Origin of the sequence: Streptomyces sp. NPDC048196, assembly GCF_040652715.1 — a bacterium.
In the GTDB taxonomy this organism is placed as follows: domain Bacteria; phylum Actinomycetota; class Actinomycetes; order Streptomycetales; family Streptomycetaceae; genus Streptomyces; species Streptomyces siderophoricus.
Genome location: NZ_JBEZMM010000052.1, coordinates 1 through 26,665 on the forward strand (window position 1 = coordinate 1; position 26,665 = coordinate 26,665).

Annotated in this window: 26 protein-coding genes; 16 read left to right on the forward strand and 10 right to left on the reverse strand. The window is 72.8% G+C overall.

Going from position 1 to position 26,665, the window contains the following annotated elements:
- Window positions 1-330: 330 nt before the first annotated feature.
- On the reverse strand, window positions 331-1,026 hold the full coding sequence (locus AB0E02_RS32640; RefSeq protein WP_362146191.1) for a nucleotidyltransferase domain-containing protein: 696 nt from the start codon (window positions 1,024-1,026) through the stop codon (window positions 331-333).
- A gap of 216 nt (window positions 1,027-1,242) precedes the next feature.
- Between AB0E02_RS32640 and aroH the strand changes: the two genes are divergently transcribed.
- The 5 genes from aroH to der all read left to right on the forward strand — a co-directional run bounded on the left by aroH (window position 1,243) and on the right by der (window position 5,780).
- Complete coding sequence (gene aroH / locus AB0E02_RS32645) at window positions 1,243-1,605, forward strand: chorismate mutase (protein ID WP_030417224.1); 363 nt, start codon at window positions 1,243-1,245, stop codon at window positions 1,603-1,605.
- Window positions 1,602-2,687 (forward strand): prephenate dehydrogenase, encoded by a 1,086-nt coding sequence (locus AB0E02_RS32650; RefSeq protein WP_362146195.1) that lies wholly within the window; start codon window positions 1,602-1,604, stop codon window positions 2,685-2,687. Before aroH ends, AB0E02_RS32650 begins: the two co-directional genes overlap by 4 nt.
- Before the next feature lie 133 nt (window positions 2,688-2,820).
- Window positions 2,821-3,552, forward strand: coding sequence for a (d)CMP kinase (cmk, locus tag AB0E02_RS32655; protein ID WP_362146198.1), 732 nt, complete (start codon window positions 2,821-2,823; stop codon window positions 3,550-3,552).
- Window positions 3,553-3,662: 110 nt separating this feature from the next.
- Window positions 3,663-4,250, forward strand: coding sequence for a lysophospholipid acyltransferase family protein (locus tag AB0E02_RS32660; RefSeq protein ID WP_362146320.1), 588 nt, complete (start codon window positions 3,663-3,665; stop codon window positions 4,248-4,250).
- A gap of 69 nt (window positions 4,251-4,319) precedes the next feature.
- On the forward strand, window positions 4,320-5,780 hold the full coding sequence (der, locus tag AB0E02_RS32665) for a ribosome biogenesis GTPase Der (RefSeq protein WP_362146202.1): 1,461 nt from the start codon (window positions 4,320-4,322) through the stop codon (window positions 5,778-5,780).
- Window positions 5,781-5,819: 39 nt separating this feature from the next.
- On the opposite strand, the gene AB0E02_RS32670 is transcribed toward der, so the two are convergent.
- Both AB0E02_RS32670 and AB0E02_RS32675 read right to left on the reverse strand, forming a co-directional pair.
- Window positions 5,820-6,161 (reverse strand): hypothetical protein, encoded by a 342-nt coding sequence (locus tag AB0E02_RS32670; RefSeq protein WP_362146205.1) that lies wholly within the window; start codon window positions 6,159-6,161, stop codon window positions 5,820-5,822.
- Window positions 6,162-6,278: 117 nt separating this feature from the next.
- Window positions 6,279-7,085 (reverse strand): hypothetical protein, encoded by an 807-nt coding sequence (locus AB0E02_RS32675; protein WP_362146208.1) that lies wholly within the window; start codon window positions 7,083-7,085, stop codon window positions 6,279-6,281.
- Between the two features lie 284 nt (window positions 7,086-7,369).
- On the opposite strand from AB0E02_RS32675, the gene AB0E02_RS32680 reads away from it, so the two are divergent.
- Window positions 7,370-8,722, forward strand: a complete 1,353-nt coding sequence (locus tag AB0E02_RS32680; RefSeq protein ID WP_362146211.1) for a transglycosylase family protein — start codon at window positions 7,370-7,372, stop codon at window positions 8,720-8,722.
- Here AB0E02_RS32680 and AB0E02_RS32685 read toward each other — a convergent pair.
- Window positions 8,668-8,949, reverse strand: coding sequence for a hypothetical protein (locus tag AB0E02_RS32685; protein ID WP_362146213.1), 282 nt, complete (start codon window positions 8,947-8,949; stop codon window positions 8,668-8,670). The two genes, AB0E02_RS32680 and AB0E02_RS32685, sit on opposite strands and share 55 nt — an antisense overlap.
- A 494-nt stretch (window positions 8,950-9,443) precedes the next feature.
- Between AB0E02_RS32685 and AB0E02_RS32690 the strand changes: the two genes are divergently transcribed.
- The 3 genes from AB0E02_RS32690 to AB0E02_RS32700 all read left to right on the forward strand — a co-directional run bounded on the left by AB0E02_RS32690 (window position 9,444) and on the right by AB0E02_RS32700 (window position 12,383).
- Window positions 9,444-10,703 carry a glycosyltransferase family 4 protein gene (locus tag AB0E02_RS32690; RefSeq protein ID WP_362146215.1) on the forward strand — a complete coding sequence of 420 codons (1,260 nt, stop codon included), beginning with the start codon at window positions 9,444-9,446 and terminating at the stop codon, window positions 10,701-10,703.
- Window positions 10,700-11,689 carry a hypothetical protein gene (locus AB0E02_RS32695; RefSeq protein WP_362146218.1) on the forward strand — a complete coding sequence of 330 codons (990 nt, stop codon included), beginning with the start codon at window positions 10,700-10,702 and terminating at the stop codon, window positions 11,687-11,689. Before AB0E02_RS32690 ends, AB0E02_RS32695 begins: the two co-directional genes overlap by 4 nt.
- A 478-nt stretch (window positions 11,690-12,167) precedes the next feature.
- Window positions 12,168-12,383 carry an I78 family peptidase inhibitor gene (locus tag AB0E02_RS32700; RefSeq protein WP_030414095.1) on the forward strand — a complete coding sequence of 72 codons (216 nt, stop codon included), beginning with the start codon at window positions 12,168-12,170 and terminating at the stop codon, window positions 12,381-12,383.
- Window positions 12,384-12,536: 153 nt separating this feature from the next.
- On the opposite strand, the gene AB0E02_RS32705 is transcribed toward AB0E02_RS32700, so the two are convergent.
- Complete coding sequence (locus tag AB0E02_RS32705; protein ID WP_362146223.1) at window positions 12,537-13,574, reverse strand: phosphatase PAP2 family protein; 1,038 nt, start codon at window positions 13,572-13,574, stop codon at window positions 12,537-12,539.
- Window positions 13,575-13,881: 307 nt separating this feature from the next.
- The gene (locus tag AB0E02_RS32710; protein ID WP_362146226.1) at window positions 13,882-15,075 is read right to left on the reverse strand and encodes a hypothetical protein; all 1,194 of its coding nucleotides are present in this window, start codon (window positions 15,073-15,075) and stop codon (window positions 13,882-13,884) included.
- Between the two features lie 211 nt (window positions 15,076-15,286).
- Between AB0E02_RS32710 and AB0E02_RS32715 the strand changes: the two genes are divergently transcribed.
- Together AB0E02_RS32715 and AB0E02_RS32720 are read left to right on the forward strand one after the other, a co-directional pair.
- A complete protein-coding gene (locus AB0E02_RS32715; RefSeq protein ID WP_362146229.1) occupies window positions 15,287-16,936 on the forward strand; it encodes an MFS transporter in 1,650 nt (549 codons plus the stop codon).
- A 140-nt stretch (window positions 16,937-17,076) separates the two neighbouring features.
- A complete protein-coding gene (locus AB0E02_RS32720) occupies window positions 17,077-18,282 on the forward strand; it encodes an acyl-CoA dehydrogenase family protein (RefSeq protein ID WP_362146231.1) in 1,206 nt (401 codons plus the stop codon).
- Between the two features lie 114 nt (window positions 18,283-18,396).
- Here AB0E02_RS32720 and sepF read toward each other — a convergent pair whose 3' ends face one another.
- The 4 genes from sepF to AB0E02_RS32740 all read right to left on the reverse strand — a co-directional run bounded on the left by sepF (window position 18,397) and on the right by AB0E02_RS32740 (window position 20,769).
- Window positions 18,397-18,846 (reverse strand): cell division protein SepF, encoded by a 450-nt coding sequence (sepF, locus tag AB0E02_RS32725; RefSeq protein ID WP_362146234.1) that lies wholly within the window; start codon window positions 18,844-18,846, stop codon window positions 18,397-18,399.
- 245 nt (window positions 18,847-19,091) lie between these two features.
- Entirely contained in the window at window positions 19,092-20,045 is a 954-nt protein-coding gene (locus AB0E02_RS32730; protein WP_362146237.1) for an ABC transporter substrate-binding protein, read from the reverse strand.
- Window positions 20,042-20,548: a GNAT family N-acetyltransferase gene (locus tag AB0E02_RS32735; protein WP_362146240.1), complete on the reverse strand. Its 507-nt coding sequence runs from the start codon at window positions 20,546-20,548 to the stop codon at window positions 20,042-20,044. The genes AB0E02_RS32730 and AB0E02_RS32735 overlap by 4 nt, the downstream gene beginning before the upstream one ends.
- Window positions 20,545-20,769: an LLM class flavin-dependent oxidoreductase gene (locus tag AB0E02_RS32740; RefSeq protein WP_362146243.1), complete on the reverse strand. Its 225-nt coding sequence runs from the start codon at window positions 20,767-20,769 to the stop codon at window positions 20,545-20,547. The genes AB0E02_RS32735 and AB0E02_RS32740 overlap by 4 nt, the downstream gene beginning before the upstream one ends.
- 492 nt (window positions 20,770-21,261) lie before the next feature.
- Here AB0E02_RS32740 and AB0E02_RS32745 point away from each other — a divergent pair, with 492 nt between their 5' ends.
- The 5 genes from AB0E02_RS32745 to AB0E02_RS32765 are packed head-to-tail and all read left to right on the forward strand — an operon-like array spanning window position 21,262 to window position 26,653.
- Window positions 21,262-22,152: an amino acid ABC transporter permease gene (locus tag AB0E02_RS32745; RefSeq protein ID WP_362146246.1), complete on the forward strand. Its 891-nt coding sequence runs from the start codon at window positions 21,262-21,264 to the stop codon at window positions 22,150-22,152.
- Complete coding sequence (locus tag AB0E02_RS32750; protein WP_362146250.1) at window positions 22,149-24,011, forward strand: FAD/NAD(P)-binding protein; 1,863 nt, start codon at window positions 22,149-22,151, stop codon at window positions 24,009-24,011. Before AB0E02_RS32745 ends, AB0E02_RS32750 begins: the two co-directional genes overlap by 4 nt.
- Window positions 23,995-24,894 carry an amino acid ABC transporter permease gene (locus tag AB0E02_RS32755; RefSeq protein ID WP_362146253.1) on the forward strand — a complete coding sequence of 300 codons (900 nt, stop codon included), beginning with the start codon at window positions 23,995-23,997 and terminating at the stop codon, window positions 24,892-24,894. Before AB0E02_RS32750 ends, AB0E02_RS32755 begins: the two co-directional genes overlap by 17 nt.
- The gene (locus tag AB0E02_RS32760) at window positions 24,891-25,661 is read left to right on the forward strand and encodes an amino acid ABC transporter ATP-binding protein (protein WP_362146256.1); all 771 of its coding nucleotides are present in this window, start codon (window positions 24,891-24,893) and stop codon (window positions 25,659-25,661) included. The genes AB0E02_RS32755 and AB0E02_RS32760 overlap by 4 nt, the downstream gene beginning before the upstream one ends.
- Window positions 25,662-25,678: 17 nt before the next feature.
- On the forward strand, window positions 25,679-26,653 hold the full coding sequence (locus tag AB0E02_RS32765) for an ABC transporter substrate-binding protein (protein WP_362146259.1): 975 nt from the start codon (window positions 25,679-25,681) through the stop codon (window positions 26,651-26,653).
- Window positions 26,654-26,665: the final 12 nt, after the last annotated feature.

The window sequence follows — 26,665 nt, forward strand, 5'->3', positions numbered from 1 at the left end:
TCGTGGACGTAAAGCGACAGCAGTCCACGAACAAGGCCCCGCAGGCCAGTCACCGCACCCAACAACAACCCAGCCCGCCGCAGGCGCAACGGCGAGAAGCCCCGTGGCGGGAGAGACGGGTACGTGCGGGGCGCCGCAAAGCGCACAACGGCACCCCCGCGGCGGGACAGCCAGCTACGTGCGCGGCGCCGCAAAGCGCACAACAGCAAGCCCCGCGGCGGGAAAGCCAAGTACGTACGCGGCGCCGCAAAGCGCACAACGGCAAGCCCCGCGGCGGGACAGCCAAGTACGTGGGAGGCCCCGCAAAGCGCAGCGCCTACGTGGGAAGCTTCAAGCAAGCGCTGAGGAGCGACGAGCCCGGAACAAGAAGTCCGCCACCCGGGCCCGGTCCGGTTCGGGTGGGAGGGGGGAACCGGACACCGCCGCGTCGGCCTCCTCGGCCAGGTGGGCCATCCGTCGTTCGACCACCTCCCAGGGCACCTCGCCCCGCCGGACCGCCAGCAGCTCGGTGCGGTCGTCGCCGACGTCCAGCGTGAGCGCGCCCGTACGCAGCAGATCGCGGGCGCTCGCCAGCAGGCGCAGCAGATGCATGGCGTGCTTCCAGCGGGGCGCCCCGTGGCGTCGAAGATCCGCCCGCAGTTGCTTGAGCTGCCCGGTGGCGTAGCCCGTGAACGTGCGGTGCACCTGGCGGGAGAGGAACGCCGCGCGCAGCGACAGCAGCTCGTGGCCGGTGGCGTCGATGCGCTCCACGAAGGGGGAGTGCAGGCACTCCAGGGCGGTGGGGTTGGCCCGCAGCGCCAGTTGGCAGAAGCGTTCCAGCTCCCAGGAGAACTCCTCCTCGCGCGGCCCCTCCACATGGGTCGGCGGCTTCTCGAAGCCCCAGAACAGGCGGGTGGGGGCGAGATACACCCCGCGCCGGTCGGTGTCACTGCTCTCGGTCGCCAGCCCGAAGGCCCGTGAGCCCATCACACAGGCGTAGACGGTGTGCTCGGTGACCAGGGCGTGGTCTGCGGCGGCTGCGGACATGGCGGCGATTGTCGCTGGTGGGAGGGGGAATGTCACCAGGTTTGCGGCGGACGGCCGGGACCGGTCCGGTGCGTTCCGGCCGGGTCGGGCGCCGGGCCGGGCGGGGGCAGGGCGGGCGGACGGCCGTCGCGTACGCGATGTCGGTGCGGCTGGTTACGCTGAGCAGTGAAGCGCACGGGTGTGTGGCGGGGTTCGAGGACGCAGGGGAGCAGTGACGTGGCGGTACGAGCGGTCCGCGGGGCCGTCCAGCTGGAGCGGGACGACGCGGAGCACATGCAGGAGCAGGTCGGTGAGCTGCTCACCGCCATCCTGGAGCGCAACGGACTGCTCGCGGACGACCTGATCAGCGTGTGGTTCACGGCCACCCCGGACCTGCACAGCGACTTCCCGGCCGCCGCCGCGCGCGCCCTGGGCATCACGGACGTGCCGCTGATCTGCGCCCAGGAACTGGACGTCGACGGCGCCATGGAGCGCGTGGTGCGGGTGCTCGCCCATGTGGAGACCGAGCTGTCGAAGGCCGGAATCGCCCACGTCTACCTCGGCGCCGCCGGGGCGCTGCGAAAGGACATCGCGCAGTGAGGACCGCACTCGTCATCGGAACCGGCCTGATCGGCACCTCGGCCGCGCTCGCCCTCGGCGCGCGCGGCGTGCAGGTCTACCTGGAGGACCACGACCAGGCCCAGGCCCTGACCGCCGCCGCGCTCGGCGCGGGCACCGCCGAGGCGCCCCCGGGACCGGTCGATCTGGCCGTGGTGGCCGTGCCGCCGGCCCATGTCGCGTCGGCGCTCGCCGATGCCATACGGCGCGGGGTGGCCCGCGGGTACATCGACGTGGCCAGCGTCAAGGGCGGCCCGCGCCGTGAGCTGGAGGCGATGGGCTGCGACCTGAGCGCCTACCTGGGCACGCACCCGATGGCCGGCAAGGAGCGCTCCGGCCCGCTGGCCGCCACCGCCGACCTCTTCGAGGGCCGCCCCTGGGTGCTCACCCCGGCCCCCGGCAGCGACACCGAGGTGCTCAACCTCGCCCTGGAGCTGGTCGCGCTCTGCCGGGCCGTTCCGGTCGTGATGGACGCGGACGCCCACGACCGCGCCGTCGCCCTGGTCTCGCACACCCCCCAGCTGCTCTCCAGCCTGGTCGCCGCCCGCCTCAAGGGCGCCGACGAGACCGCCGTCCGGCTCTGCGGCCAGGGCATCCGGGACGTGACCCGGATCGCGGCCTCCGACCCGGCGATGTGGATCGACATCCTCTCCGCGAACCCGGGCCCGGTCGCGGACGTGCTCGCCGAGATCGCCGCCGACCTGGACGAGACCGTCCGGTCCCTGCGCTCCCTGGAGTCCGCCGACGAGGAGAAGCGCGGCGGCGGCGCCAGCGGCATCGAGGACGTCCTGCGGCGCGGCAACGCCGGCCGCGAGCGGGTCCCCGGCAAGCACGGCGCCGCCCCGGCCGCGTACGAGATCGTCGCCGTGTACATCGGCGACCAGCCTGGCGAGCTGGCCCGGATCTTCGCCGACGCCGGCCGTGCCGGGGTCAACATCGAGGACGTCCGCATCGAGCACGCCACCGGCCAGCAGGCCGGTTTCATCCAGCTTATGGTCGAGCCCAAGGCGGTCCCGGTGCTGACCGCGGAGCTGCGGGAGCGGGGCTGGTCCATCCGGCAGTGATGTCCCGGTTCCTTCCGGCAGTGACGTCCCGGGTCCGCCCGGCCGGGACGCGGTGGACGGCGCCGTCCGGGTGAGCCAGTAACCTTGGGCGGGGCCCTCATGGCCCTTGGACCCCGCCCCGTGTACCAGAAAGGTGTTCGTCACCGTGGAAACCGCCGCCCGGACCGCCCCGGCTGCAGTGATTGTCGCCATCGACGGCCCCGCAGGCACGGGCAAGTCCAGCACGTCCAAGGCCGTCGCCGCCAAGCTGGGCCTCGGCTACCTCGACACCGGCGCCCAGTACCGCGCGATCACGTGGTGGATGCTCAACAACGGCATCGATGTGGACGACGCCACGGCGGTGGCCGACGCCGCCGCCAAGCCCGCGATCGTCTCCGGTACGGACCCGGCCGCCCCGACCATCACGGTCGACGGCCTGGACGCCGCGGGCCCGATCCGCACCCAGGAGGTCACCGCCGCGGTCAGCGCCGTCAGCGCGGTCCCCGAGGTGCGGTCCCTGATCACCGACCTGCAGCGTTCCATCGCCACCGCGGCCCCGAACGGCATCGTCGTCGAGGGCCGGGACATCGGCAGCACGGTCCTGCCCGACGCCGACCTCAAGGTCTTCCTCACCGCCTCGCCCGAGGCCCGGGCGGCCCGCCGCAGCGGCGAGCTCAAGGGCAAGGAGGCCGCGGACCTGGCGGCCACCCGCGAGGCGCTGATCAAGCGGGACACCGCCGACTCCTCCCGTAAGACCTCGCCGCTGGCCAAGGCGGACGACGCGGTCGAGGTGGACACCACCGAGCTCACCCTCGACCAGGTCATCGAGTGCGTGGTCACCCTCATCGAGGGCGCCAGCGCCGAAAAGGCGGGACTCGCCCGGTGACCGACACGGGGGCACCGAGCGCCACCGGCGTCGGCGCCGGGCCCGGGCAGGCGTCCGGCGTCCCGAGCGCCACCGGTGCCGCGGTCGGCCGGCGGATCGGCATCGGCCTGATGTACGGCCTGTGGCGGCCGCGGGTGCTGGGCGCCTGGCGGGTGCCGTCCACCGGCCCGGTGATCCTCGCCGTCAACCACTCGCACGGCATCGACGGCCCGATGCTGATGGGCACCGCGCCGCGGCCGGTGCACTTCCTGATCAAGAAGGAAGCCTTCGTCGGCCCGCTGGACCCGTTCCTGCGGGGCATCGGGCAGCTGAAGGTGGACCGCAGCACCGCCGACCGCAAGGCGATCACCGACGCGCTCGCGGTGCTGGCGCACGGCGGGGTGCTGGGGATCTTCCCGGAGGGCACCCGCGGCGCGGGCGACTTCGCGTCCCTGCGGGCGGGCCTGGCGTACTTCGCGGTGCGCTCCGGCGCGCCCGTCGTGCCGGTGGCGGTGCTCGGCGGCGCGGAGCGCAGCAGCCGGCTGACACCGGCCGTGCCGCCGCTGCGCAGCCGCGTCGACGTCGTCTTCGGCGACGCCTTCGAGGCGGGTGACGGCAGTGGCCGGCGCACCCGTAAGGCGCTCGACGAGGCGACCGTACGGATCCAGGAGCGGCTGACCGCCCACCTGGCAGCGGCCAGGCGCCTGACCGGGCGCTGACCGAAACTTGAGTAGTGGGCCGCGGACGAGCGGCCCACCGATCACGATGATGAACGAGGAACGGACTTCATGAACGACCAGATCCCCACCGGCGACGAGCACGGTGCGCTTGGCGACGCCGAGTACGCGGAGTTCATGGAGCTCGCCGCGCAGGAGGGCTTCGACCTTGAGGAGGTCGAGGGCGACATCGCCGCGGCCGGCCACGGCCCGCTGCCCGTCCTCGCCGTCATCGGCCGCCCCAATGTCGGTAAGTCGACACTGGTGAACCGCATCATCGGCCGCCGCGAGGCGGTCGTCGAGGACAAGCCGGGTGTCACCCGCGACCGGGTCACCTACGAGGCCGACTGGAACGGCCGCCGCTTCAAGGTCGTCGACACCGGCGGCTGGGAGCAGGACGTCCTCGGCATCGACGCGTCCGTGGCGATGCAGGCCGAGTTCGCCATCGACGCCGCCGACGCGGTGGTCTTCGTCGTCGACGCCAAGGTCGGCGCGACCGACACCGACGAGGCCGTCGTCAAGCTGCTGCGCCGCGCCGGCAAGCCGGTCGTGCTGGTCGCCAACAAGGTCGACGGCCCGTCCGGCGAAGCCGATGCGGCCATGCTGTGGTCGCTCGGCCTCGGCGAGCCGTACCCGGTCTCCGCGCTGCACGGCCGGGGCACCGGCGACATGCTCGACGCGGCGCTGGAGGCGCTGCCCGAGGCGCCCGCGCAGACCTTCGGCCAGACCGTCGGCGGGCCGCGCCGGGTCGCGCTGATCGGCCGTCCGAACGTCGGCAAGTCCTCGCTGCTGAACAAGGTCGCCGGCGAGGAGCGGGTGGTCGTCAACGAACTGGCCGGCACCACCCGCGACCCGGTCGACGAGCTGATCCAACTCGGCGGCAAGACCTGGAAGTTCGTGGACACCGCCGGTATCCGCCGCCGGGTGCACCTCCAGGAGGGCGCGGACTACTACGCCTCGCTGCGCACCGCCGCGGCCGTGGAGAAGGCCGAGGTCGCGGTCGTCCTGATCGACGCGGGCGAGTCCATCAGCGTCCAGGACCAGCGGATCATCACGATGGCCGTGGAGGCCGGCCGGGCCCTGGTCATCGCCTACAACAAGTGGGACAACCTCGACGAGGAGCGCCGCTTCTACCTGGAGCGGGAGATCGAGCGGGACCTCGTCCAGGTCCCGTGGGCGATGCGGGTGAACGTCTCCGCGCGCACCGGCCGCCACATGGAGAAGCTGGTCCCGGCCATCGAGACCGCGCTGGCCGGCTGGGAGACCCGTATCCCCACCGGCCGGCTGAACGCCTTCCTCGGCGAGATCGTCGCCTCCCACCCGCACCCGATCCGCGGCGGCAAGCAGCCCCGCATCCTGTTCGGCACCCAGGCCGGCACCAAGCCGCCCCGCTTCGTCCTCTTCGCCTCCGGCTTCCTGGAGGCCGGCTACCGCCGCTTCATCGAGCGCCGCCTGCGCGAGGAGTTCGGTTTCGACGGGACCCCGATCCACATCTCGGTGCGGGTCCGCGAGAAGCGCAGCAAGAAGAAGTAGCGGCTGCGGGTGCCCCCCGTTCCTTGGTGCCCCGGGGCCTCAGGGGTGGCGGGGGCGGGCGTCGCGGGGGCTCGGGGGGAGAGCCGGGAGGGGGCTGTGGGCTTGGTAAGGCTGGCGGCCGACGACCTCCCAGTGGCCCGTGGACGCCGTCGTACGGGCCCAACTGCCGGTGCCGCTCAGTACTTCCGAGGTCTCCGGCTCGTCCGTGCGGTCCCCGGGCAGGGCCCGGAAGGAGCGACGGTACTCGGCGTACAACGCGTCGTAGATCGGCGTGGTGGAACCACGGTCGGTCGGGCGCGTCGTCCCGTGCTCGCGCGACGGGCGCATGCCGGGGATCGGGTGGGCGTACGGGACGCGGGAGGAGGGGTCGTATGCGTGCACGTATGTGCCAACGACCCCGATCGCCGCGGGATGCGGCCTGTGTGCGGAAATGGCTGATCGCGGGGGCAGGACCGGCCGAAACGACGGTCCTGCCCCCGCGATCGGGTGCCGGGTCGGTCAGGTGCCGGCCAGCGGCATGGCCGCGGCGACCAGCTTGCCCTGCGCGGCGGCCTGCTCCAGCGCCTGCCGCATGAGGTCCTCGCGCGGCTGGTGACCGATGGTGCCCGCGGGCGCGGCGTACATCAGCACGGTCTGGGCCTTGTTGGCCGCGGTGCGCCAGCCGTCCGACACGGCCAGCGGCTGGTGGGCCTGCCACCAGGCGGCCTGGCTGCCGCCGCTGCTCGGCTGCAGCACGGCGTGCAGCTTGCCCATCGCCAGCAGGGCGGACCAGCCAGGGATGACGGCGGGGAGCCGGTTCATGTCCGACACCGGCTGGAAGCCCTGCTCCAGGAGCAGCGGCAGGAAGTCGTCGCCCGGGCCGACCGAGCCGGGGCGGGCGATCGGGCCGTCCGGTTCGACGACCAGGGCCGGCCGCAGATCGTCCTCGACGAGCACCAGACCGCAGGTGATCCCGAGGGTGGCCTGGCGTTCACTCGTGGGGATCGCAGTGGCCGGCGCGGCCTGCGCTCCGGTGTGGGGGGCGGCGTCCTCTCCGGTGATGGAGCGCACGGCTCCCTGGAGCTGCTCCTCCGATACCGGGACGACCTGCGAGGGGATGCAGGTGGCATGGGCGAACGCGAGCACCGCGGTCTCCTCGCCCACGAACAGGACGGTGCTGGTGCGCTCCTGCTCGCTGTCTCCGGGGGTCCGGCAGGAGGTGCAGTCGTAGCTGCCGGGGGCGTCGCCACCGGCCAGCAGGCGGTCGGCTTCTTCGTCGCCGATCTCGGCGCGAACGTCGTCGCTGACGTCGAGCATGCGCGGCACGGGTGGCTCCTCGATCTCTGTGCGTCTGCCGGGCGGTCTCCCGGCTCGTACAAGGACAACGGGTGACCTGCGGCAGGGGTCACGCGACGACGGGAACAGAATCGAACCATTCCCCGCACAGAGGAGAACTGCGGAAAGTCACCCATTGGGCGATCACGTACGGACATGTTCTGGGCAATGCATGGCGCAGTCGGGCGCGTTCCGTACACCGGAGCGGGTGGGACCGGGCCCTCGCGGGCGCGGCGCGCGAACCGGCCGGTGGCGCCTGCTTACCGTCACCGGCTATGTCGGACAACTCTTCGGCCGCACGGCGTGTCGTGGGAACCGTCGGGTCGCTCACCGCGGCGGCCGCCGCCCTCGTCCTCGGTCTGTGCCCGCCCGGCGCCGCCGCCGAGCTCCCGTACGACGGCGGCGGCGCGCCCGCGCCGGTGCGGGCCCGGCACGCCTGCGCCGGCAACGACTGGCCTTGGAGCTGCCTCGCCGAGTGCGAGAGCAGCGGCGACTGGCACATCAACACCGGCAACACCTTCTACGGCGGCCTGCAGTTCTGGCAGCCCACCTGGGAGGCGTTCGGCGGGCTGGCCTTCGCGCGGCGGGCCGACCTCGCGACCCGTAAGGAGCAGATCCAGGTCGCGAAGAAGGTGCAGGCCGCGCAGGGCTGGGGCGCCTGGCCGGTCTGCGCCAGGCGCTACGGGCTGATCAGCGAGGACCGGACCTATGTCGTCCGGCGCGGCGACACGCTGGGCACGATCGCCCGCAGCCTGCGCGTCAAGGGCGGCTGGCGGGCGCTCTACAAGGCCAACCGCAAGGTCCTGGGCGCCGATCCGCACCGGCTGAAGGCCGGCCTCACACTGCGGATCCCGGGACCGCCGGAGCCTCCGGAAACCGTTCCGGCCCGGCAGCCCACGGGCCCCGCCCCGGTACCACCGAGCCGGAACGAGAACGGTGTGGTGCCTCCGGTGGTCAAGCCGGTGGATGTGGTGCCTCCGGTGGCGAAGGCGGTGGATGTGGTGCCCCCGGTGGTTAAGTCGGACGGTGTGGTGCCTCCGGTGGCGAAGACGGTTGATGTGGTGTCTCCGGTGGTTAAGTCGGACGGTGCGGTGCCCGTCAAGCCGGACGGTGTGGTGCCTCCGGTGGCGAAGACGGTTGATGTGGTGCCCCCGGTGGTTAGGTCGGACGGTGCGGTGCCTCCGGTGGCGAAGACGGTTGATGTGGTGCCCCCGGTGGTCAAGCCGGACGGTGCGGTGCCCCCGGTGGCGAAGGCGGATGGTGTGGCGCCTCCGCTGGCGAAGACGGTGGACGTGGTGCCCCCGGTGGCCAAGACGGACGACCTGGCGCCCCCGCTGGCCAAGACGGGCGACGTCGTGTCGCCCGGGGTTCCGGTGGGTGGGCCGCCGCCTCAAGGGGGGCGGTCCGGCGGGGTGGTGCCACCGGGGCTTCCGGCGGGCGGTGCGGTGCCGGCGGCGGTCACGGCGGCCGGTTCGGCGTCTCAGGAGGTCCCGGCGAGCGGTGCGGCGCCGTCGGGGGCTCCGGCGGGCGGGCCGCCGCCTCAGGGGGGCGCCCGACCCGTCGGCCCGTCGTCTCAGGGCACCCAGACCGTCAACTCGGTCGTGAAGACCGCGGAGTCGCAGGAGTAGGCGGGCCAGTGGCCCTGGCGGCGGCCGGCCTCGCCGGTGGCGCGGCATTCGGTCCGGCCGGCGAGGGAGTTGGAGAAGGTGTCGTACCGGGCCCAGTGGCCCGAGGGGGGCCGGGGTGCCGGTGTGCCGCCGTCCTGGTCGGCCGCGCTCGCCGGGCCCGCCGCCACGAGGCCGCCGACCGCCAGTAACGCGGCCGCCACCGCGGTGCCCCATCGTCCGATCCTCACCGGTACCTCCTCGGCGGCCCGGCACCTCCCCCGGTGCGGGCCGGACCGTCGCGGTTCGGCTGCTCCCCCGTTCGAGCAGCCGAAGTGCCCCACCGTGCCCCGGCGTCGGACGCCGGGCGCCGCAACGGCCCCGTACAGGCTTCCGGTTGGGGCGGGGCCCCGGCAAGGCGGAGCCCGGGCCGGATCCGGACAGAATCCGGGGACGGCCGCGGCGGAGAATGACCGACACGCGGGCGGCGGAGTGCGGCCTTCCGCCGCCGCCACGCCGTACTGCGTCAAGGGGACGGGGAGCGACGGGATTTCGGGCGGCGAGGTTCCGTACCGCCGCTACCGATGGCCTAACTCTTTCGGCACATCTTGGCGAAAGCCCCCAACCCGGAACCAGCTTGTGCGGTCTTCGCGTTCAGAAAAGGGATGCCTTGCGCGGGGGAGGGGTGCGCGCGGCGACCGCAGGGAGAGCGGGACGACCGGAAGACCATGGGGACACAGGGACGATGCACATCTCATTCCTGATACACAACGCCTACGGCATCGGGGGGACGATCCGTACGACGTGCACGCTGGCGCGTACGCTCGCCGAGCAGCACGACGTCGAGATCGTGTCCGCCCTGCGCCACCGCGACACCCCCGTCTTCGACCCCGGACCGCGGGTCGTGCTGCGGCACCTCGTCGACCTCAGGGAATCCGGCCCCCGCTACGACGGCGGCGACCCGGCGCACGCCCGGCCCGCCAAGGTCTTCCCGGCCGCGGAGCGCCGCTACGACCAGTACAGCGAGCTCACCGACCGGCGAATAGCCCAGCACCTGCGCCGGATCGAGGCCGATGTGGTGGTCGGCACCCGGCCCGGGCTGAATGTGCACCTCGCCCGGCAGACGCGGCGCGGCCCGGTGCGTATCGGCCAGGAACATCTGACCCTCGACACCCACAGCCGGGCGCTCAAACTGGCGCTGCGCGGGGCCTATCCGCGGCTGGACGCGGTCACCACCGTCACGGAGGCCGACGCCCGCGCCTACCGCCGTAGCCTGCGGCTGCCGGGCGTCCGCGTCGAGGCGGTGCCCAACGGGGTGCCCGCGCCCGCGCTGCCGCCCGCCGACGGCACCGGCAAGGTCGTCGTCGCGGCCGGCCGGCTCGCCCCCGTCAAGCGGTACGACGTCCTGGTCCGGGCCTTCGCCCGGGTCGTCGCCGAGCGCCCGGACTGGCGGCTGCGGATCTACGGCGGCGGGACCGAGAAGGCCGCGCTGCGGTCGCTGATCGACGAACTCGGGCTGTACAACCACGTCTTCCTGATGGGCCCGGCCCACCCCCTGGAGGCCGAGTGGGCCAAGGGCTCGATCGCCGCGGTCTCCTCCAGCATGGAGGCGTTCGGCATGACGATCGTCGAGGCGATGCGGTGCGGGCTGCCGGTCGTCGCCACGGACTGCCCGCACGGCCCCGGCGAGATCATCAGCGACGGGGTGGACGGCCGGCTGGTGCCGGTCGGCGACCCGGAAGCGATGGCCGGTGCGCTGCTGACGCTGATCGGCGACGACGAGGCCCGCCGCCGGATGGGCGCCGCCGCCCTCGCCGCTTCCGCCCGCTTCGACCCGGCCCGGATCGCCGCGCGCCATGAGGCGCTCTTCGGCGAACTGCTGGCCCGCCGACGCGCCAGTTGGCTGCACGGCGGTCTGCACCGCGCCCGGGGAGCGCTGCTCAGCGGCGCCTACGCGACCAAGGACGCGGCCCGCGCCGCGCTGAGAGGGGTGCGCACGGCATGACCGCGTCGCGCCAGTTGAGCTGGACCGGAGACGAGACGAAGGAGTCGGCCGCCATCGATCAGGAAGCCACGGCCGGGAGCGGCGGGGCACCCGACGGACGCGAACGGCGGGCCGGGCGGCGGAAGCGGGCGGACGGCCCGGCCGCGCCCGCCGAGCTGCGGGCCGACTGCATCGCGGACTCCGCGGGCGGCCTCACCTTCGACCTGACCGCGCCGCAGGACACCGCGCCCGCCTGGAGCGCGGCGCTGGTGCTGCGGCGGCGCGGCGGCGACGGCGCGGACGACGAGGTCCGGCTGCCGCTCGGCCCGAACGGCGCCGGCCGGCTGCGTGCCGTGCTGCCCAGCACCGTCGCGCTCGGCGAGGGCCGCTGGAACGCCTACGCGGACCTCGGCGACGGCGACGCGCTGCGGCGCCTGCAGCCCGGCCTCAACGACCTGCGGTCGCTGGTGGACCGCCGTCCGCTGGCCGGCATCGGCCGGCTCGGGGTCCGCATTCCGTACGCGACCAAGCTCGGCAACCTCGCGCTGCGCAGCTGGCTGCGCGGGCCGCACGCGGAGGCCGGGGACATCCTCGTCACACCGGACGGCATGACGGTCTCCGGGCGGCTCTACGGTGCCGCCCCGGCGGCCGGCGCCCTGGCCGAGGCGCGCGCCCGGCGCGCTGGCGGCTCCCCGGAGACGGCCCCGGCGCCGGTCACCGTCCCGCTGACCGTCGACGGCCCGGAGTTCTGCTTCACGCTGCCCTACGAGGAGCTGGCCGACCGCTGGGAGCACGGCACCGAGCCCTGGGACCTGTGGCTGCGCCCCGCGGAGGGCGCCCACCCGGTCCGGATCGCCCGGCTCCTCGACGACGTCGCGGACAAGAAGCAGGTGTTCAGCTACCCGGCGCTGCCGGTGTCCGCCGGCGCGGCGCAGCTCCGCATCGGCCCGTATTACACGCTCGACAACGACCTGGCCGTCCGGGTCGCCGGTCCGGACGCGGGCTGAGCCGGACGGGCACCGGGACGGGGCCGCGGAAGCCCGGTCGGCAGAACGCCGGCCGGGCTTCCGCATGCCCGCCCACGTCCGCCCACGCCTGCCCGCCCGCCCCGCCGCCCCCGCTGCCCGGTCGGGCGATGTGCGGGAAATGTGTATGGAGTGTGCTGCGTGCGCCAAATTCCCGGTGGCCAGGAATGGGCGTCCGATAAGGGGGAATCCGGTGCCGGTGGCGGATTAATTTCCGGCCGGTGCTGCCCGGTGTCCGGAGCGGCGTGTCCGTTTCGTATCCGATCACGGCGGAATTCCGCCGGTTTTATTTTTCCACCCGGTTGCGCCGTCACGCGGCGCGTACGGGTGACGGAAGTTCCGGCAAACGCCACAACGTCGGCTGTGACACAAGTGTGACCAATGACGGACCGGGAAGTCACCGGGATGTGCGCCGGACGGGCCTTCCGCGGGCCCGGCAGGGGCGCCTACGGTGGCTGTCATGAGTGACGTACCCGACTTTCCGACCAACCCCGAGGACGACGTCCGGACCTATGTCGGTCTGGAGCAGCAGGACGCCGAGGAGCGGGCCCGGGGGCGCGGCTGGAGCACCGTCCGCGCGCTGCCGCCCGGCACGGTGATCACCATGGAGTACGTCGCCGGCCGGCTCAACTTCGAGGTCAAGGACAACGTGGTCCACCGCTGCTGGCCGGGCTGAGCACCGGCGGCACGCCGCGCCCGGAACGACGAGGGAACGACGACGGAACGACGACGGAAGAACGACGAAGGCCCCGGCCGCTCGGAGGGAGCGGCCGGGGCCTTCGCTGCGGGGTGGGGTGTGTGCGTACCGGCCCCGCGGCTGGTGGGGCGGTCAGCCGCCGGTGTTGCGGCCGCGCACGGACGTCGGGCCGATCGGGGTCGTGCGCGGGACGCGGTCCGCATGCGGCGGCCGCCGGCTGCCCGCGGGAGTGACCGGGCTGCGCTCCGACCGGATGGTGTACGGGCGCGACGCGTGGTGCGGCCAGCCGTCCGGGGCGCGGGTGGCCGGGCGGCTGCCCGTGGTGGCGCCGATGGTCTCGCGGACCAGCACCTCGCCGTCCGGGGCGAGGCGCTGCCGGGAGAGGCCGGGGGCCAGCGAGCCGGCCGGCAGCGGGCCGCGCAGCGAATCGGGGCGCAGCCGCAGCCACAGCCGCAGCAGGATGCCCATGAGGCGGTCCTCGACCCAGGTGACGCCGGGCTCCAGCCAGGGCATCGTCAGCAGCACCAGCAGGCCGGCGGCCCAGCCGAGCAGCACGTCACTGACCCAGTGGGTGCCGAGGTAGACGGTGGTCATGCCGACGCCCAGTGCGCCCAGCGCGGCGATCACCGACAGCGTGCGGCGGCGCAGCGAGGTGGTCGCCAGGTAGGCCAGCACGCCCCAGGTGACCACGGCGTTCGCGGTGTGACCCGAGGGGAATATGTCGCCGCCCAGCCACATCTCGTTGGCGCCGACCGTCGTCGCGTAGTGCGGACCGAGCCGCCCCATGCCCAGCTTCGCGGCGCCCACCGTGATGTTCAGCAGCAGCAGTGAGGCGCCGAGCACCAGCAGCGGGTGGAGGTTGCGCTGGCGCCAGCAGCGCCAGCCCAGCCAGGCCGCCACCGCCACCGCGGTCGGGCCGCGCTGGCCGAGCACCACGAAGTAGTCGAGGAAGGCGTGGATCGCAGGCCATTGCTTGTACGGCCTGAAGAACATGACCTGCCAGTCGAAGGTGACCAGCCAGGAAGTGGTCAGCACTCCGACCACGATCGCCACGTACACCGCCAGGGTGCCGCCGAACAGCCACAGGCGGGTCCGGGTCATCTGGGGTGGCCGGGCGCGATCGGTCGGGCGCTCCTCCATCTGGTCGAGCTTCTTCTCATCGGTACGCACTCAATCGACGTTACCGCCTGTGATGTAGGCGCTTGGTCAAACTGTGCGCTTTGTAATGACGATGTGATGTGGAATGGGTCTCAATCAGGGCTTCGACGGCGGGATTTGGAAGGGAATTCCGCGGGATTCTCAATCGCTTCCGGACGTCCGCGTGTCGGTCCGTCGAGCGCCTTATCTGCTTTTCTCCGGAGGGAGTTTATCGGCTATTTGCCGGGGCGTCGGACGATGTTTCCTCGCCACCGGGATCGCGGAAGAGGATCATCCGGCTGCCCGCCGGAAGAAGTTGATCTTTGTGGTCGCGGCCGGATCACGGCGGGCCCGATCCGTTCAGCCAGAACGCCCCGTAGACCGCGGACCCCACCGCCACCGCCCCGATGACCAGCCAGGACCAGGCCGGCCGCCACCGGGCCAGCGCCGCCGCCGGCGGCAGCAGCAACGGGTAGGCCGGCATCATCAGCCGCGGCTTGGACCCGAAGTAGCCCTTGGCGGTCAGGGCCAGCAGCAGCACCAGCCCGCCGTAGACCGCCAGCGGCAGCGGCTGGCCGCGCCGCACCCCGTGGACGTACAGCCAGATCACCAGTCCGACGCCGGCCAGCAGCCCGAGACCGGCCGCGAAGGACGGGCCGGCGAACTGCTGCCCGATGAACTCCGCGAACGCGACGCCGCCGTCGAAGCCGTTGCCCCAGCCGCCCTGGACGTCCAGATAGCCGGTGGCCGAACCCTGCCGGATTCCCACCCATACGAAGTAGCCGCACCAGCCGAGCGGCGCGAGCAGCACCCCGGCCGCCATGCCGGGGTGGGAGCGGAGCGCCGCGCGCAGCCGTACGCCCGCCGCCCGCTCGCGCCACAGGGTCACCGCCGCGGTGATCCACACCGCCGCGACCACCGCCGCGCCCACCGGCCGGGTCAGCCCGGCCAGTGCGGCCAGCACTCCCGCCGTCACCCAGCGCCCGGTCAGCACGGCGTGCACGCCCCAGGCGGCGAGCGCGGTGAACAGCGCCTCCGAGTACGCCATCGACTGCACGATCCCGACCGGCAGCGCGGCCCACAGCGTCGCCAGCGCGATCCCGGCCCGCGGCCCGTGCAGCCGCTCACCGGTCGCGTACAGCGCCCAGGCCGCGGCCAGCGACGCCGACCAGGCCACCGCCATCCCGGCGTCCGCGGCCGACAGCGGCGTGAGCGCCGCCAGGCCGCGCTCCAGCCACGGCAGCAGCGGGAAGAACGCCAGGTTGGAGTGCACCTCGCCGTTGGCCAGCTGAACGCTGTAGCCGTAGCCCTGCTCGGCGACCCGGGTGTACCAGAGCGAGTCCCAGCGGGCGGTGAGCAGGGTGTGCCAGTCCTTGCCGTTCGCGGCCGACCAGATGCCGAGCACCAGCAGCCCGAGCAGCCGGACCGCGGCGTATGCCGCCAGCGCGGGCGCGGCCCGGCGCAGTGCGGCGACCACGGCGGCGCCGTCCCGTGCGGTCCGGCCGGGAACCGCGGCCGAGGCAAGATCGTTCATCTGGACGATTATCCAGGTCTCCGGAAATGCCGGACGACGGGCGGAGGGGGAACGTCCGGCACTGCGATGAGCGTCTCATCGTGAGGTGAGCCACGCGGCAGCCCCGGGGACTCGCGTAGTCTGACGTCCTTACTCGCCCGTGCCGCCGGTTCCCCCGGGGCGTTTTTCGCGCCCTGATCCGTGGCCGCGAGAGCATGACTGGAGGTGCTGCATGTCCGGGACGACCGCGTCCGGCAAGGGACGGACGGCTGGTGTTCCCCGGCTTCCAGGCGGCGGTGTGAACCGCTGGACCGTGCTGATCGTGCTCTGCGTGAGTCTGCTCTTCGTCGCGCTGGACACCACGATCCTCTACGTCGCCGTGCCCTCGGTCACCGAGGACCTGCGGCCGGGACCGGTCGAGCTGCTCTGGATCGTCGACATCTACCCGCTGATCGCGGCCTCGTTGCTGATCCTCTTCGGCACGCTCGGCGACCGCGTCGGCCGCCGCCGCGTCCTCCTGCTCGGTTACGGCCTGTTCGGCCTGGCCTCGGCCGTCGCCGCGCTCGCCCCCAATCCGCAGATCCTGATGACGGCGCGCGCCCTGCTCGGCATCGGCGGCGCGATGATCATGCCCGCGACGCTGTCGATCCTCCGGCAGGTCTTCCCCGACCGGCGGGAGCGCGCGGTCGCCATCGGTGTGTGGAGCGCGGTGGCCGCGGTCGGTGCCGCGGTCGGCCCGGTCCTCGGCGGCTTCCTCGTCGAGAACTTCTGGTGGGGTTCGGTCTTCCTGATCAACATCCCGATGATGTCGGCGATGCTCCTGATAGGGCGGTGGCTGCTGCCGGAGTCGCGCGGTGAGCGCAATGGCCCCTGGGACGTGATCGGCGCGGTCGTCGCCGCGGGCGGCGTGCTGGGCATCGTGCTCGGCGTCAAGCGGATCGGCAGCGGCGCGGCCCTCGTCGGACCGACCACGCTGTTGCCCATCGCGCTCGGTGTCGCCCTGCTGCTGCTCTTCGTACGGCGCCAGCGCCGGCTCGCCCACCCGCTGATCGACATGCGGCTGTTCGCCCGGCCGGCGTTCGGCACCTCCGTCGGCTGCATCGTGCTGGCCATGCTCGCCCTGGTCGGCCTCCAGCTGATCGCCGTCCAGTACCTCCAGCTCGTCCTCGGGCTGAGCCCCCTGGAGACCGGGCTGCGGATGCTGCCCCTGGTCTTCGCCGCGATGGCGGCCGGCCTCACCGGCTCGAAGCTGCTGCAGGCCCTCGGCCCGCGGGCGATGGTCTCGTTCGGTTTCGTGCTCACCGCCGCCGCGGTGCTCTGCCTGACCGCGATGACCAGCCACGACCGGCCGTGGCTGCTGTCCGGCGGCTTCGTGCTGCTCGGCTTCGGCTTCCAGTCCACGCTGTTCGGCGCCTACGAGTCGATGCTCAGCGAGGCCCCGGCCGAGCAGTCGGGCGGCGCCGCGGCCATCGGCGAGACCTCCTACCAGCTCGGTGCCGGCATCGGCGTCGCACTGCTCGGCAGCGTCATGAACGCCGCCTACGCCCCCGGCCTGACGCATGTCGACGGCGTTACCGCGAAGACGTCCGCGTCCGCCGCGCACTCCCTGGGCGAGGCGTACAAGGTCGCCGCGGGCCTGGGCGAGAGCGCCAAGGAGGCGCTGCGGATCGCGGCCCGCGACTCCTTCGTCCGCGGGCTGCACATCACCCTCGTCGCCAGCGCCGTACTGCTGCTGGTCGGTGCGGGCATCGCGCTGCGGCTGCCGCGCCGGGCCGCGGAGTCCACCGAGCGGGCCGAGGGCGACACCGGCACCGCGGAGGGTGCCCCGGCGGGCGCCGGGCGCGGCACCGGCAAGCCCGCCCCGGCCGGCTCCGGTCGCTGAGCCTCCGGCCCCTGCTCTCTTTCCGTTCCGCCGCGCGGCTTGGGCCCTTGCCGCGCGGCACCGCGGGCCGTACCGTCGGACGCGCTGCATAACTACCACTGCTAGTTTTAGTCGCGCGCTGGACCCGCCGGAGGCCCGCCATGTCAGCCAAGCCGTCCTCAGCTTCTTCGACAGTTCCGCCGTTCGACCCGGGCGACCCGCTGGGCATCGACGACCTGCTCACCGACGAGGACCGCGCGGTCCGCGGCACCGTCCGCCGGTGGGCCGCCGACCGGGTCCTGCCGCACATCGCCGAGTGGTACGAGGCGGGCGAACTCCCCGGCATCCGCGAACTGGCCCGGGAGCTCGGCGCGATCGGCGCCCTCGGCATGTCCCTGACCGGCTACGGCTGCGCCGGCGCCTCCGCCGTCCAGTACGGCCTGGCCTGCCTGGAACTGGAGGCCGCCGACTCCGGCATCCGTTCGCTGGTCTCCGTACAGGGCTCGCTCGCCATGTACGCCATCTGGCGCTTCGGCTCCGAGGAGCAGAAGCAGCAGTGGCTGCCGGCGATGGCGGCCGGCGAGACCATCGGCTGCTTCGGCCTGACCGAGCCGGACCACGGCTCCGACCCGGCCGCGATGCGGACGTACGCCAAGAAGGACGGCGACGACTGGGTGCTGACCGGCCGCAAGATGTGGATCACCAACGGCTCGGTGGCCGGCGTCGCGGTGGTGTGGGCCCGCACCGACGACGGCATCCGCGGCTTCGTCGTCCCCACCGACACCCCGGGCTTCTCGGCCCCCGAGATCAAGCACAAGTGGTCCCTGCGCGCCTCGGTGACCAGCGAACTCGTCATGGACGAGGTGCGGCTGCCGGCCGACGCGGTGCTCCCCGGCGTCACCGGTCTGCGCGGCCCGCTCGGCTGCCTGAGCCACGCCCGCTACGGCATCGTCTGGGGCTCCATGGGCGCGGCCCGCGCCAGCTTCGAGGCGGCGCTCGACTACGCCCGTACCCGGGAGCAGTTCGGCAAGCCGATCGGTGGCTTCCAGCTGACCCAGGCCAAGCTCGCCGACATGGCCGTCGAACTGCACAAGGGGATCCTGCTGGCCCACCACCTGGGCACGCGGATGGACGCGGGACGGCTGCGCCCCGAGCAGATCAGCTTCGGCAAGCTGAACAACGTCCGGGAGGCGATCGAGATCTGCCGCACGTCCCGGACGATCCTCGGCGCCAACGGGATCTCGCTGGAGTACCCCGTCATGCGGCATGCCACCAACCTCGAATCGGTGCTCACCTACGAGGGCACCGTCGAGATGCACCAGCTGGTGCTGGGCAAGGCGCTCACCGGGCTGGACGCCTTCCGGTGAGCGGCCCCGCAGGCGCCGGCACCGCCCGGTGACCGGCCCTGCGCTCAACTCTGGTTGCTGCCATATCCGGGGGGACAACCCCCGGACCCCCGGCCGGAAGGATCGAGGGGTCGCTCAACTCTGGTTGAAGAAACCGCCGTTGCGGTGGTCGCGGGTCTCGCCGCTGAGCACCCGGTAGTCGGCGGGGGTGAGCAGGAAGACCCGGGTGGCGACCCGCTCGATCGAACCGCGCAGGCCGAAGGTGAGGCCGGCCGCGAAGTCCACGACCCGCTTGGCGTCGGCGGACTCCATGGACGTCAGGTTGACGATCACCGGTACGCCCTCCCGGAACAGCTCGCCGATGCCACGGGCGTCCCGGAAGCTCTCCGGGGTGACCGTGGCGATGCGGGTGCCCTGGTCCTGGGCGGCCTCGTCGGCCACCCGGACCCGGGGGTCGGTCACCCAGGGGTTGCCACCGGGGCCGGCGGCATCGGGTCCCTCGGCGTAGTCGTCGTCGTAGTAGCGCTCGTCATCATTGTCGTCGACGAGGCCAAGCCAGGCACTCGCCTTGCGCACCGATCCCATTGACGCCTCCTCTCACCCGTGGTCTGCGTGTGTTCCTGCCCCTATCGTCGTCCATCAGGCCGACAGAGTGCCAAGTGGATAGCGGCCGCACGGGGGGTTCGTGACACATCTGGTGCAAAGAGGGTGGCGCGCCATCAGCTTCCGCGCCCTATAAGGAAACTGACTGTATGAAGAGCGTAACGATCGGTATCCGACCGAGTGGTGACGGCAAGTGGCCGGACCGGGCCGGGGCCTGATCCGCCCGTCTACTTGATCTCCGGCGGGCTGATCTGCGACGTCTTGATCGCCGAGGGCCCGGTGCCCCACTTCTTCAGGATCCGTTCGTAGGTGCCGTCCTTCTTCAGATGGTTGACCGCGGCCCGGAAGGCGGGCGCCAGCGGCGTGCCCTTCTTGAACGCGAAGCCGACATCGAGCCGTTTGAACTCGTTGAGGAACTTCAGGCCGGGCTGTTGTTCGACGGCGTACCTCAGGCCGTTGATGGTGCTCATCACCACGTCGCTGCGGCCCTGCTGGAGGGAGATCCACAGCGCTCCCTGCTCGGCGAAGGTCTTGACGTCGTACGGCTTCTTGCCGGCCGCCGTGCACAGGTGCCGGTTCTGCTCCAGCGTCGCCTCGAAGGTGGTGCCCGCGCCGGTGGCGACGGTCAGTCCGCACAGCTGCTTCAGCGAGGTGACCTTCGTCAGCGGGCTGTCCTTGCGGGCCGCGAAGCCCTGGCCGTCGTTGACGTACGTGACGAAGTCGATGGTCCTGCGGCGCTCGTCGGTGACGCCGAAGTTGCCGGTGCCCACGTCGTACTTGCCGCTGCCGAGGGCCGGCAGGATCGCCTCGAAGCTCGCCACCTCGCGGTGGATCCGCAGCCCGAGGGCCTTGCCGACCGCGTCCGCGAAGTCGATGTCCTGGCCGGCCAGGGTCGTGCCGTCGGGCAGGTAGGTGGCGCCGGGCGGGGTGCCCACGCTGGCGGCGAACGCGAGGGTGCCGCGCTTGCGGACCTCCGCGGGCAGCAGTTTCGCCGCCGCCGGGTCCTTGGTGACGCCGGAGACCACGTCGGTGGTGGGGATCTTGGCGTGCCCGGCGGCCGGACCGGTGGCGCCGGCGGAGTCCGACGGGTCGCCCGAGCCGCAGGCGGTGAGCGCCAGGACCGCGGTGGCCAGCAGGGCCGTGGTGCGCAGTGCGGTGGTGCGGGGCGTGGTGGTGGTCATGGGCGCGGGCTCTCCAGGTGCTTCTCGAACGGCAGCGGGCCGATCGACTCCGGGTCGGCGGACAGGTCGAACAGCGGCCGGTAGCCCGCGGCGAGGTAGAGGCCCTTGGCCTCGGGCTGGCGCGGACCGGTGGTCAGGTGGATACGGGTGTAGCCGCGGGCCGCGGCGTGCTGCTCCAGGGCGGCGAGGACCTTCCGGCCCAGTCCGCGCCGGCGGTGCGCGGAGTGCGTCCAGATCCTCTTGAGTTCGGCGGTCCGGGCGTCGAGGCGGCGGTACGCCCCGCCGGCCACCGGCTCGCCGTCCGCAAGCAGCAGCAGGAACGCGCCGCCGGGCGGGGCGAACTCCTCCGCCGGGTACTCCAGGCCGAGGTCGACCGGCTTCTCGTAGCGCGTGCTGTATTCGTGGGTCAGCTCGTCCAGCAGCGGGCGGGCGAGGGGATCGGTGACGGTGGTGTGCCGCACCGTCAGGCGGCTGTCCGCCAGGGGCCGGGGCGTGGTGGTCATCGGGCCGCCTCCGCGGCCGGCTCCGGTGCCGCGGCCGGTGCGGGCGACCCCCACAGGAACGGCGCACCGTGCCGCTCCCCGACACCGAACGCGTCGAACCCCAACTCATCGGCGGGCACTGCGAGTTCGACGACCTCGCGGAGCCGTTCGTGGGGAGAAAGGAGGCGCCCGGACAGCGCGTCCGGGACATTGTCGATCAAAGTCATGACGCCGAAGCGCATACCGCGCCCTTCTGCGAGCGGGACGGAGGGAGGAAGGAAGGAGGAAGGGGTGGGAGGAAAGGAAGCAGGGGTCCCGGGAGGGGGGAGGCGTGGTGAAGCGGGTGGAGCGAGGGGAGGGGTCGCCGAAGAAGCGGCGTGGGGTGTGAAGGCGCGCGGCGGGAGGAGAAGGAGAACCGCGGAAGGGGCCCGGCCTTATCGGCGACGGGCCGCAGGGCAGGGGGTCAGCTCAACAGGACGACGACCACACACGACCGAAGTCGATGTGGTCGCGGGTGACCAGCCGCTGCCATGCGTACATGCCAACAAGTGGAACAGGCATCCGTTTCCGCGTCAACCGCGACGTGATCCCTCGCTCACAGTGCGGACAGCCTTGACAATCCGGCGGGTTGACCCCATAGCCTCAAGGGCCGGTCGTGCTGAGGGGCGCGGCCTGCTCGTTCGTGTGAAGGCGCCGGAGCCCGTGCTCGCTCTCGGCATCCACGGAGCCTTCGCATGCCTCTGGTCGACCCCGTTTCCGACACCTTCGACGCCCCGGCCGCACCCGCCGCGGCGCCCCCCGACACCACCGACTCCCCGGCCCCCGCCGCGCTGCGCATCGTGCCGCGCCGACGCACCGGCCGACGGGCCGCGGCCGCCGTCGTCCTCGTTCTGCTGACGCTGGCCCTGGTCTCCGTTGTCCGCAACGACGCCTTCCAATGGGACGTGGTCGCCGACTACTTCCTGACCACCGCCGTCCTGCGCGGCCTGGGGCTGACGCTCTGGCTGACCGTGGCCGTCATGGTGCTCGGCTTCGCGCTGGGCACCCTGCTCGCGGCCATGCGGCTGTCCGACAACCCCGTGCTGCGCGGCGTCAGTTGGGGCTACGTCTGGCTCTTCCGGTCCATGCCGATCCTGGTGCAGCTGCTGTTCTGGTTCAACATCGGGGCGCTCTACCCGACGATCCTCGGCGTGCGGACCGTCAATCTGCTCGGCCCGGTCAGCATCGCGGTCGTCGGGCTGACCCTGCACGAGGCCGCCTACGCCGCCGAAGTGGTCCGCGGCGGCATCCTGTCGGTCGACAAGGGGCAGTTGGAGGCCGCCCAGTCGCTGGGGCTGGGCGCCTGGCGGCGGCTGCGCCGGATCGTGCTGCCGCAGGCCATGCGGGCGATCGTGCCACCGGCCGGCAACATGCTGATCGGCACCCTCAAGGGCACCTCCATCGTCAGTGTCATCGCCGTCCAGGACCTGCTCTACTCCGTGCAACTGGTCTACCACCGCACCTACCAGGTCATCCCGCTGCTGCTGGTCGCCACCCTCTGGTACATCGTGGTCACCTCCGTGCTCGGCGCCGGGCAGTTCTTCGTCGAGCGGCACTACGCCCGCGGTACGGCCGGTGCCCGGTGAACGCCTCGCTCGTCATCGTCGGGGCCGGGCCGCGCGGAACCGGTGTCCTGGAGCGGCTGGCCGCCAACCTCCCCGAGCTGTACGGCGGCCGGACCCTGGACATCCACCTCGTCGATCCGCACCCGCCCGGCGGCGGCCGCATCTGGCGCCACGACCAGTCGCCGCTGCTGTGGATGAACTCCATGGCCGAGGACGTCACGATGTTCACCGACGAGACGGTGGAGCAGGCCGGTCCGGTGCGGCCGGGGCCCACCCTCGCCGAGTGGGCCGGGACCGACGGGCAGGCGTTCCTGAGCCGGCAGCGGCAGGGCGGGTATCTGCGCTGGGTGTACGAGCGGTCGGTGGCCGCGCTGCCGCCCGCCGTCACCGTCCATGAGCACCGGGGCACCGCGGTACGGGTCTCCGGCTCGCGCGACGGCCGGCAGCAGGTGTGGCTGGCCGGCCGCCCGGCGCCGCTCCTGGCCGACCTCGTCGTCCTCACCCTCGGCCACCTCGACGCCGAACTCCCGCCCGAGCAGGCCGCGTTGGCGGAATTCGCGGTCCGGCACGGGCTGACCTACCTGCCGCCCGCCTTCACCGCCGACAGCGATCTGAGCGCCCTCCGGCCCGGCGAACCGGTGCTGGTGCGCGGTTTCGGGCTGGCCTTCATCGACCTGATGGTGCTGCTGACCGAGGGCCGCGGCGGCACGTACACCACCGGCGCGGACGGGCGGCTCACCTACCGGCCCTCGGGCCGCGAGCCCGTCCTGCACGTCGGTTCGCGGCGCGGCGTCCCGTACCACTCCAAGATCGGCTACCCGCCGAGCGGTGAACGGCCGCCGCTGCCCCGGTTCTTCGGGCCCGCCCAGGTGGACGAACTCCTCGCCCGGCCCGGCGGGATCAGCTTCCGGCGCGACGTCCGGCCGCTGATCGACAAGGAGCTGGGCTTCGCCCACTACCACCGGCTGTTCACCGCGCACGCCGACCGCACCCGGATGGCCTGGCCCGACTTCGAGGAGAAGTACGCCGCCGCCGACCCGGGCAGCGCCGCGCTCCAGGCCCTGGTCGGCGCGGCCGTCCCGGACCCCGCCGACCGGCTGGACCTGGAGGCGCTGGACCATCCGCTGGCCGGCCTGCGCCACCCCGACGCCGAGGCGTTGCAGGAGGGGCTGCGCGGCTACATCGAGGCCGACCTCGCCCGCCGCCACGACCCCGCGCACAGCCCCGACCTCGCGGTCTTCCTCGCACTGCTGTCGGTCTACGGCCAGCTGATCCGGCTCGGCGACCGCGGCCCCTGGTGGCACGGCTTCTTCAGCTACCTCGCCTCCGGCCCGCCGGGACCGCGGCTGCGCCAGCTGCTCGCGCTCTCCCGGGCCGGTGTGGTGCGCTTCCTCGGCGCGGACACCACCGTCACCGCCGACCCGCGGCGCGGCCTGTTCCGCGCCGAAAGCCCCAGCGTGCCGGGGGAGTCGGTGACGGCCCGGGCGCTGGTCGAGGCCCGGCTGCCGGAACCGACCGTGGCGCACACCGGCGACGCCCTGCTCCGTTCCCTGTACGCCGAGGGCGCGGCCGCGACCCCGGCCGGGCTGCTGGCGGTCGACCCCGCCGACGGCCGGATCCTGGACCGGGCCGGCCGCCCGCATCCGCGCCGCTTCGCCCTCGGTCCGCACACCGACGCCCGGGCCGGCGGCGCCTTCTCCCGTCCCGGCACCAACGCCCCCGCCTTCCGGCAGAACGACGCCACCGCGCGGGTACTGCTCACCTTCCTCCGCGACCGGGCCGCCCGGCCCGCCCCCGTCCCCGTCCCTGCCTCCCGCACCGCACCCCCCGCTTCCGGCACCGCACCCACCCCCGAGGACACCCATGCCGCTGACCACTGACCCACCCGCCGCACGGACGGCCCCCGAGCGGGCCGGACCACCGGCCGCCGACGATCCGGCCGCCCTGAAGGTCGTCCCCGTACGCCACCCCTGGCGGTGGGCCGCGATCGCGGTGACCGCCGTGCTGATCGCGCAGTTCGTGCACGGACTGGTCACCAACCCGGCCTGGGAATGGCCGGTGTTCGCACAGTTCTTCACCGCGGAGACGGTCCTGAAGGCGGTCTGGACCACCCTCCAGCTGACCGTCTACGGCACCGCCCTCGGCTTCGCCCTGGGCATCGTGCTGGCCTTCATGCGGCTGTCCGCCAGCCCCTTCCTGCGCCGGGTCGCCTTCGGCTACATCTGGGCCTTCCGCTCCATCCCGCTCATCGTCCAGCTGCTGTTCTGGTTCAACCTCGCCTACCTCTACAAGCGGCTGGACTTCGGCATCCCCTTCGGGCCCGGCTTCTTCCACTTCGACACCATGGGGCTGGTCGGGGCGATGGGCGCGGCGGTGCTGGGCCTGGCGCTGCACCAGGCCGCGTACGCCGCCGAGATCGTGCGCGGCGGGGTGCTCGCGGTGGACGGCGGACAACTGGAGGCGGCCGCCGCGCTCGGCATCCCGCGGCTGCGCCAGCTGCGCCGCATCGTGCTGCCGCAGGCCGCGCGTTCGATCCTGCCCAACGCCACCAACGAGGTCATCTCCCTCTTCAAGGGCACCTCGATCGTCTCCGTCATGGCGATCGGCGAGCTCTTCTACCAGGTCCAGGTCATCTACGGACGGAACGGCAGGGTCGTGCCCCTGCTGATGGTCGCCACCGCCTGGTACGTCCTCCTCACCACCGTGCTCTCCGTCCTCCAGCACTACGTGGAACGCCACTTCGCCAAGGGAGCCACCCGATGAGCACGCAGACCGTGATGGTCGACGTCCGCTCGGTCCACAAGAGCTACGGCTCGCTCGACGTCCTGAGGGGGGTGGACCTGACGGTCCGGGCCGGCGAGGTCACCGTCGTCCTCGGCCCGTCCGGCTCCGGCAAGTCGACCCTGCTGCGCACCATCAACCACCTGGAGAAGGTCGACGGCGGCTCGGTGAGCGTGGCCGGCGCGCTGGTCGGTTACCGCAGGTCCGGCAACAAGCTGCACGAGCTGCGGGAACGGGAGATCCTCAAGCAGCGCACCGGCATCGGCTTCGTCTTCCAGAACTTCCACCTCTTCCCGCACCTGACCGTGCTGGCGAACATCACCGAGGCCCCGGTCTCCGCGTTGCGCCGCCCGAAGAAGGAGGCCGAGGCGGCCGCCCGGGCGCTGCTCGACCGGGTCGGGCTCGCCGACAAGGCGGACGCCTACCCCCGGCAGCTCTCCGGCGGTCAGCAGCAGCGGGTGGCCATCGCCCGGGCGCTCGCCCTCGAACCGAAGCTGCTGCTCTTCGACGAGCCGACCTCCGCGCTCGACCCGGAGCTGGTCGGTGAAGTCCTCGACGTCATCCGGGACCTGGCCCGCCGGGGCACCACGATGATCATCGTCACCCATGAGATCGGCTTCGCCCGCGAGGTCGCCGACACCGTCGTCTTCATGGACGGCGGACGGATCGTCGAACAGGGCCCGCCCGGCCAGGTCCTCGACCACCCGCGCCACGAGCGCACCGCGTCCTTCCTTTCCAAGGTCCTGTGAACATGAGGAGACATCCGTTGCCCCGCCGCACCCTGACCACCGCCCTCATCCTCGCCGCCGGCTCCGTACTGCTCACCGCCTGCGGCGGCGCGGCGGCGGGCGGCGGCGACGCCGGGAACGCCGTCACCGGCGCCCATGGCGTCAAGATCAACATCGGCCCGGACCAGCACCGCATCCACGGCGTCAAGGACCCGAAGATCGCCGCGCTGGTGCCCGCCCGGGTCCGCGGGACCGGTGAGCTGCGGATCGGCGTGAGCGCCGACGGCAGCCCACCGCTGACCTTCCACGCCACCGACGACAAGACCCTCATCGGCGTGGAGGACGACATCGCCACCCTGGTCGCCGACACCCTCGGCCTCAAGCCCCGCTTCGACCCGCTGTCGTGGGAGAACCTCTTCGTCGGCCTGGACAGCGGCAAGCTCGACGCGGTCTTCTCCAACGTCACCGTCACCGAGGAGCGCAAGGACAAGTACGACTTCGCCACCTACCGGCTCGACCAGCTCGCGATGGAGGCGAAGAAGGGCAGCGGCTGGAAGGTCCGCGGCCCCAAGGACGTCGCGGGCAGGACGATCGCGGTCGACTCCGGCACCAACCAGGAGAAGATCCTCGTCGACTGGAGCAGGGAGAACGAGAAGGCCGGCCGCAAGCCGGTCGACATCAAGTACTTCCACAAACCCTCCGACACCTACCTCGCCCTCCAGTCCGGCCGCCTCGACGGCTTCTTCGGCCCGAACCCGACCGCCGCGTACCACGTCCACACCGCCGGCCAGACCGAGATCGTCGGCACCTTCTCCGGCGGCGGCAGCGTCCGGGGCGAGATCGCCGCCACCACGAAGAAGGGCAGCGGGCTGGTCAAGGCCTATGCCGCGGCGCTGCAGAAGGTCATCGACGACGGCCGCTACGGCAAGGTGCTGGCCCGCTGGGGGCTCACCGGTGAGGCCCTCACGTCCTCGCGGATCAACCCGCCCGGCCTGCCCAGGACCGCCAACTGACCGGCGCCGGAC

Excerpts from the sequence above, each read along its gene's own strand:
- AB0E02_RS32640 (WP_362146191.1), bottom strand. The coding sequence starts at position 1,026 with ATGTCCGCAGCCGCCGCAGACCACGCCCTGGTCACCGAGCACACCGTC.
- AB0E02_RS32710 (WP_362146226.1), bottom strand. The coding sequence starts at position 15,075 with ATGAACGATCTTGCCTCGGCCGCGGTTCCCGGCCGGACCGCACGGGAC.
- AB0E02_RS32740 (WP_362146243.1), bottom strand. The coding sequence starts at position 20,769 with ATGCGCTTCGGCGTCATGACTTTGATCGACAATGTCCCGGACGCGCTG.
- der (WP_362146202.1), top strand. The coding sequence starts at position 4,320 with ATGAACGACCAGATCCCCACCGGCGACGAGCACGGTGCGCTTGGCGAC.
- AB0E02_RS32730 (WP_362146237.1), bottom strand. The coding sequence starts at position 20,045 with ATGACCACCACCACGCCCCGCACCACCGCACTGCGCACCACGGCCCTG.
- AB0E02_RS32695 (WP_362146218.1), top strand. The coding sequence starts at position 10,700 with ATGACCGCGTCGCGCCAGTTGAGCTGGACCGGAGACGAGACGAAGGAG.
- AB0E02_RS32735 (WP_362146240.1), bottom strand. The coding sequence starts at position 20,548 with ATGACCACCACGCCCCGGCCCCTGGCGGACAGCCGCCTGACGGTGCGG.
- AB0E02_RS32745 (WP_362146246.1), top strand. The coding sequence starts at position 21,262 with ATGCCTCTGGTCGACCCCGTTTCCGACACCTTCGACGCCCCGGCCGCA.
- AB0E02_RS32720 (WP_362146231.1), top strand. The coding sequence starts at position 17,077 with ATGTCAGCCAAGCCGTCCTCAGCTTCTTCGACAGTTCCGCCGTTCGAC.
- AB0E02_RS32690 (WP_362146215.1), top strand. The coding sequence starts at position 9,444 with ATGCACATCTCATTCCTGATACACAACGCCTACGGCATCGGGGGGACG.
- AB0E02_RS32700 (WP_030414095.1), top strand. The coding sequence starts at position 12,168 with ATGAGTGACGTACCCGACTTTCCGACCAACCCCGAGGACGACGTCCGG.
- AB0E02_RS32660 (WP_362146320.1), top strand. The coding sequence starts at position 3,663 with ATGTACGGCCTGTGGCGGCCGCGGGTGCTGGGCGCCTGGCGGGTGCCG.
- sepF (WP_362146234.1), bottom strand. The coding sequence starts at position 18,846 with ATGGGATCGGTGCGCAAGGCGAGTGCCTGGCTTGGCCTCGTCGACGAC.
- AB0E02_RS32760 (WP_362146256.1), top strand. The coding sequence starts at position 24,891 with ATGAGCACGCAGACCGTGATGGTCGACGTCCGCTCGGTCCACAAGAGC.
- AB0E02_RS32680 (WP_362146211.1), top strand. The coding sequence starts at position 7,370 with ATGTCGGACAACTCTTCGGCCGCACGGCGTGTCGTGGGAACCGTCGGG.
- AB0E02_RS32755 (WP_362146253.1), top strand. The coding sequence starts at position 23,995 with ATGCCGCTGACCACTGACCCACCCGCCGCACGGACGGCCCCCGAGCGG.
- AB0E02_RS32715 (WP_362146229.1), top strand. The coding sequence starts at position 15,287 with ATGTCCGGGACGACCGCGTCCGGCAAGGGACGGACGGCTGGTGTTCCC.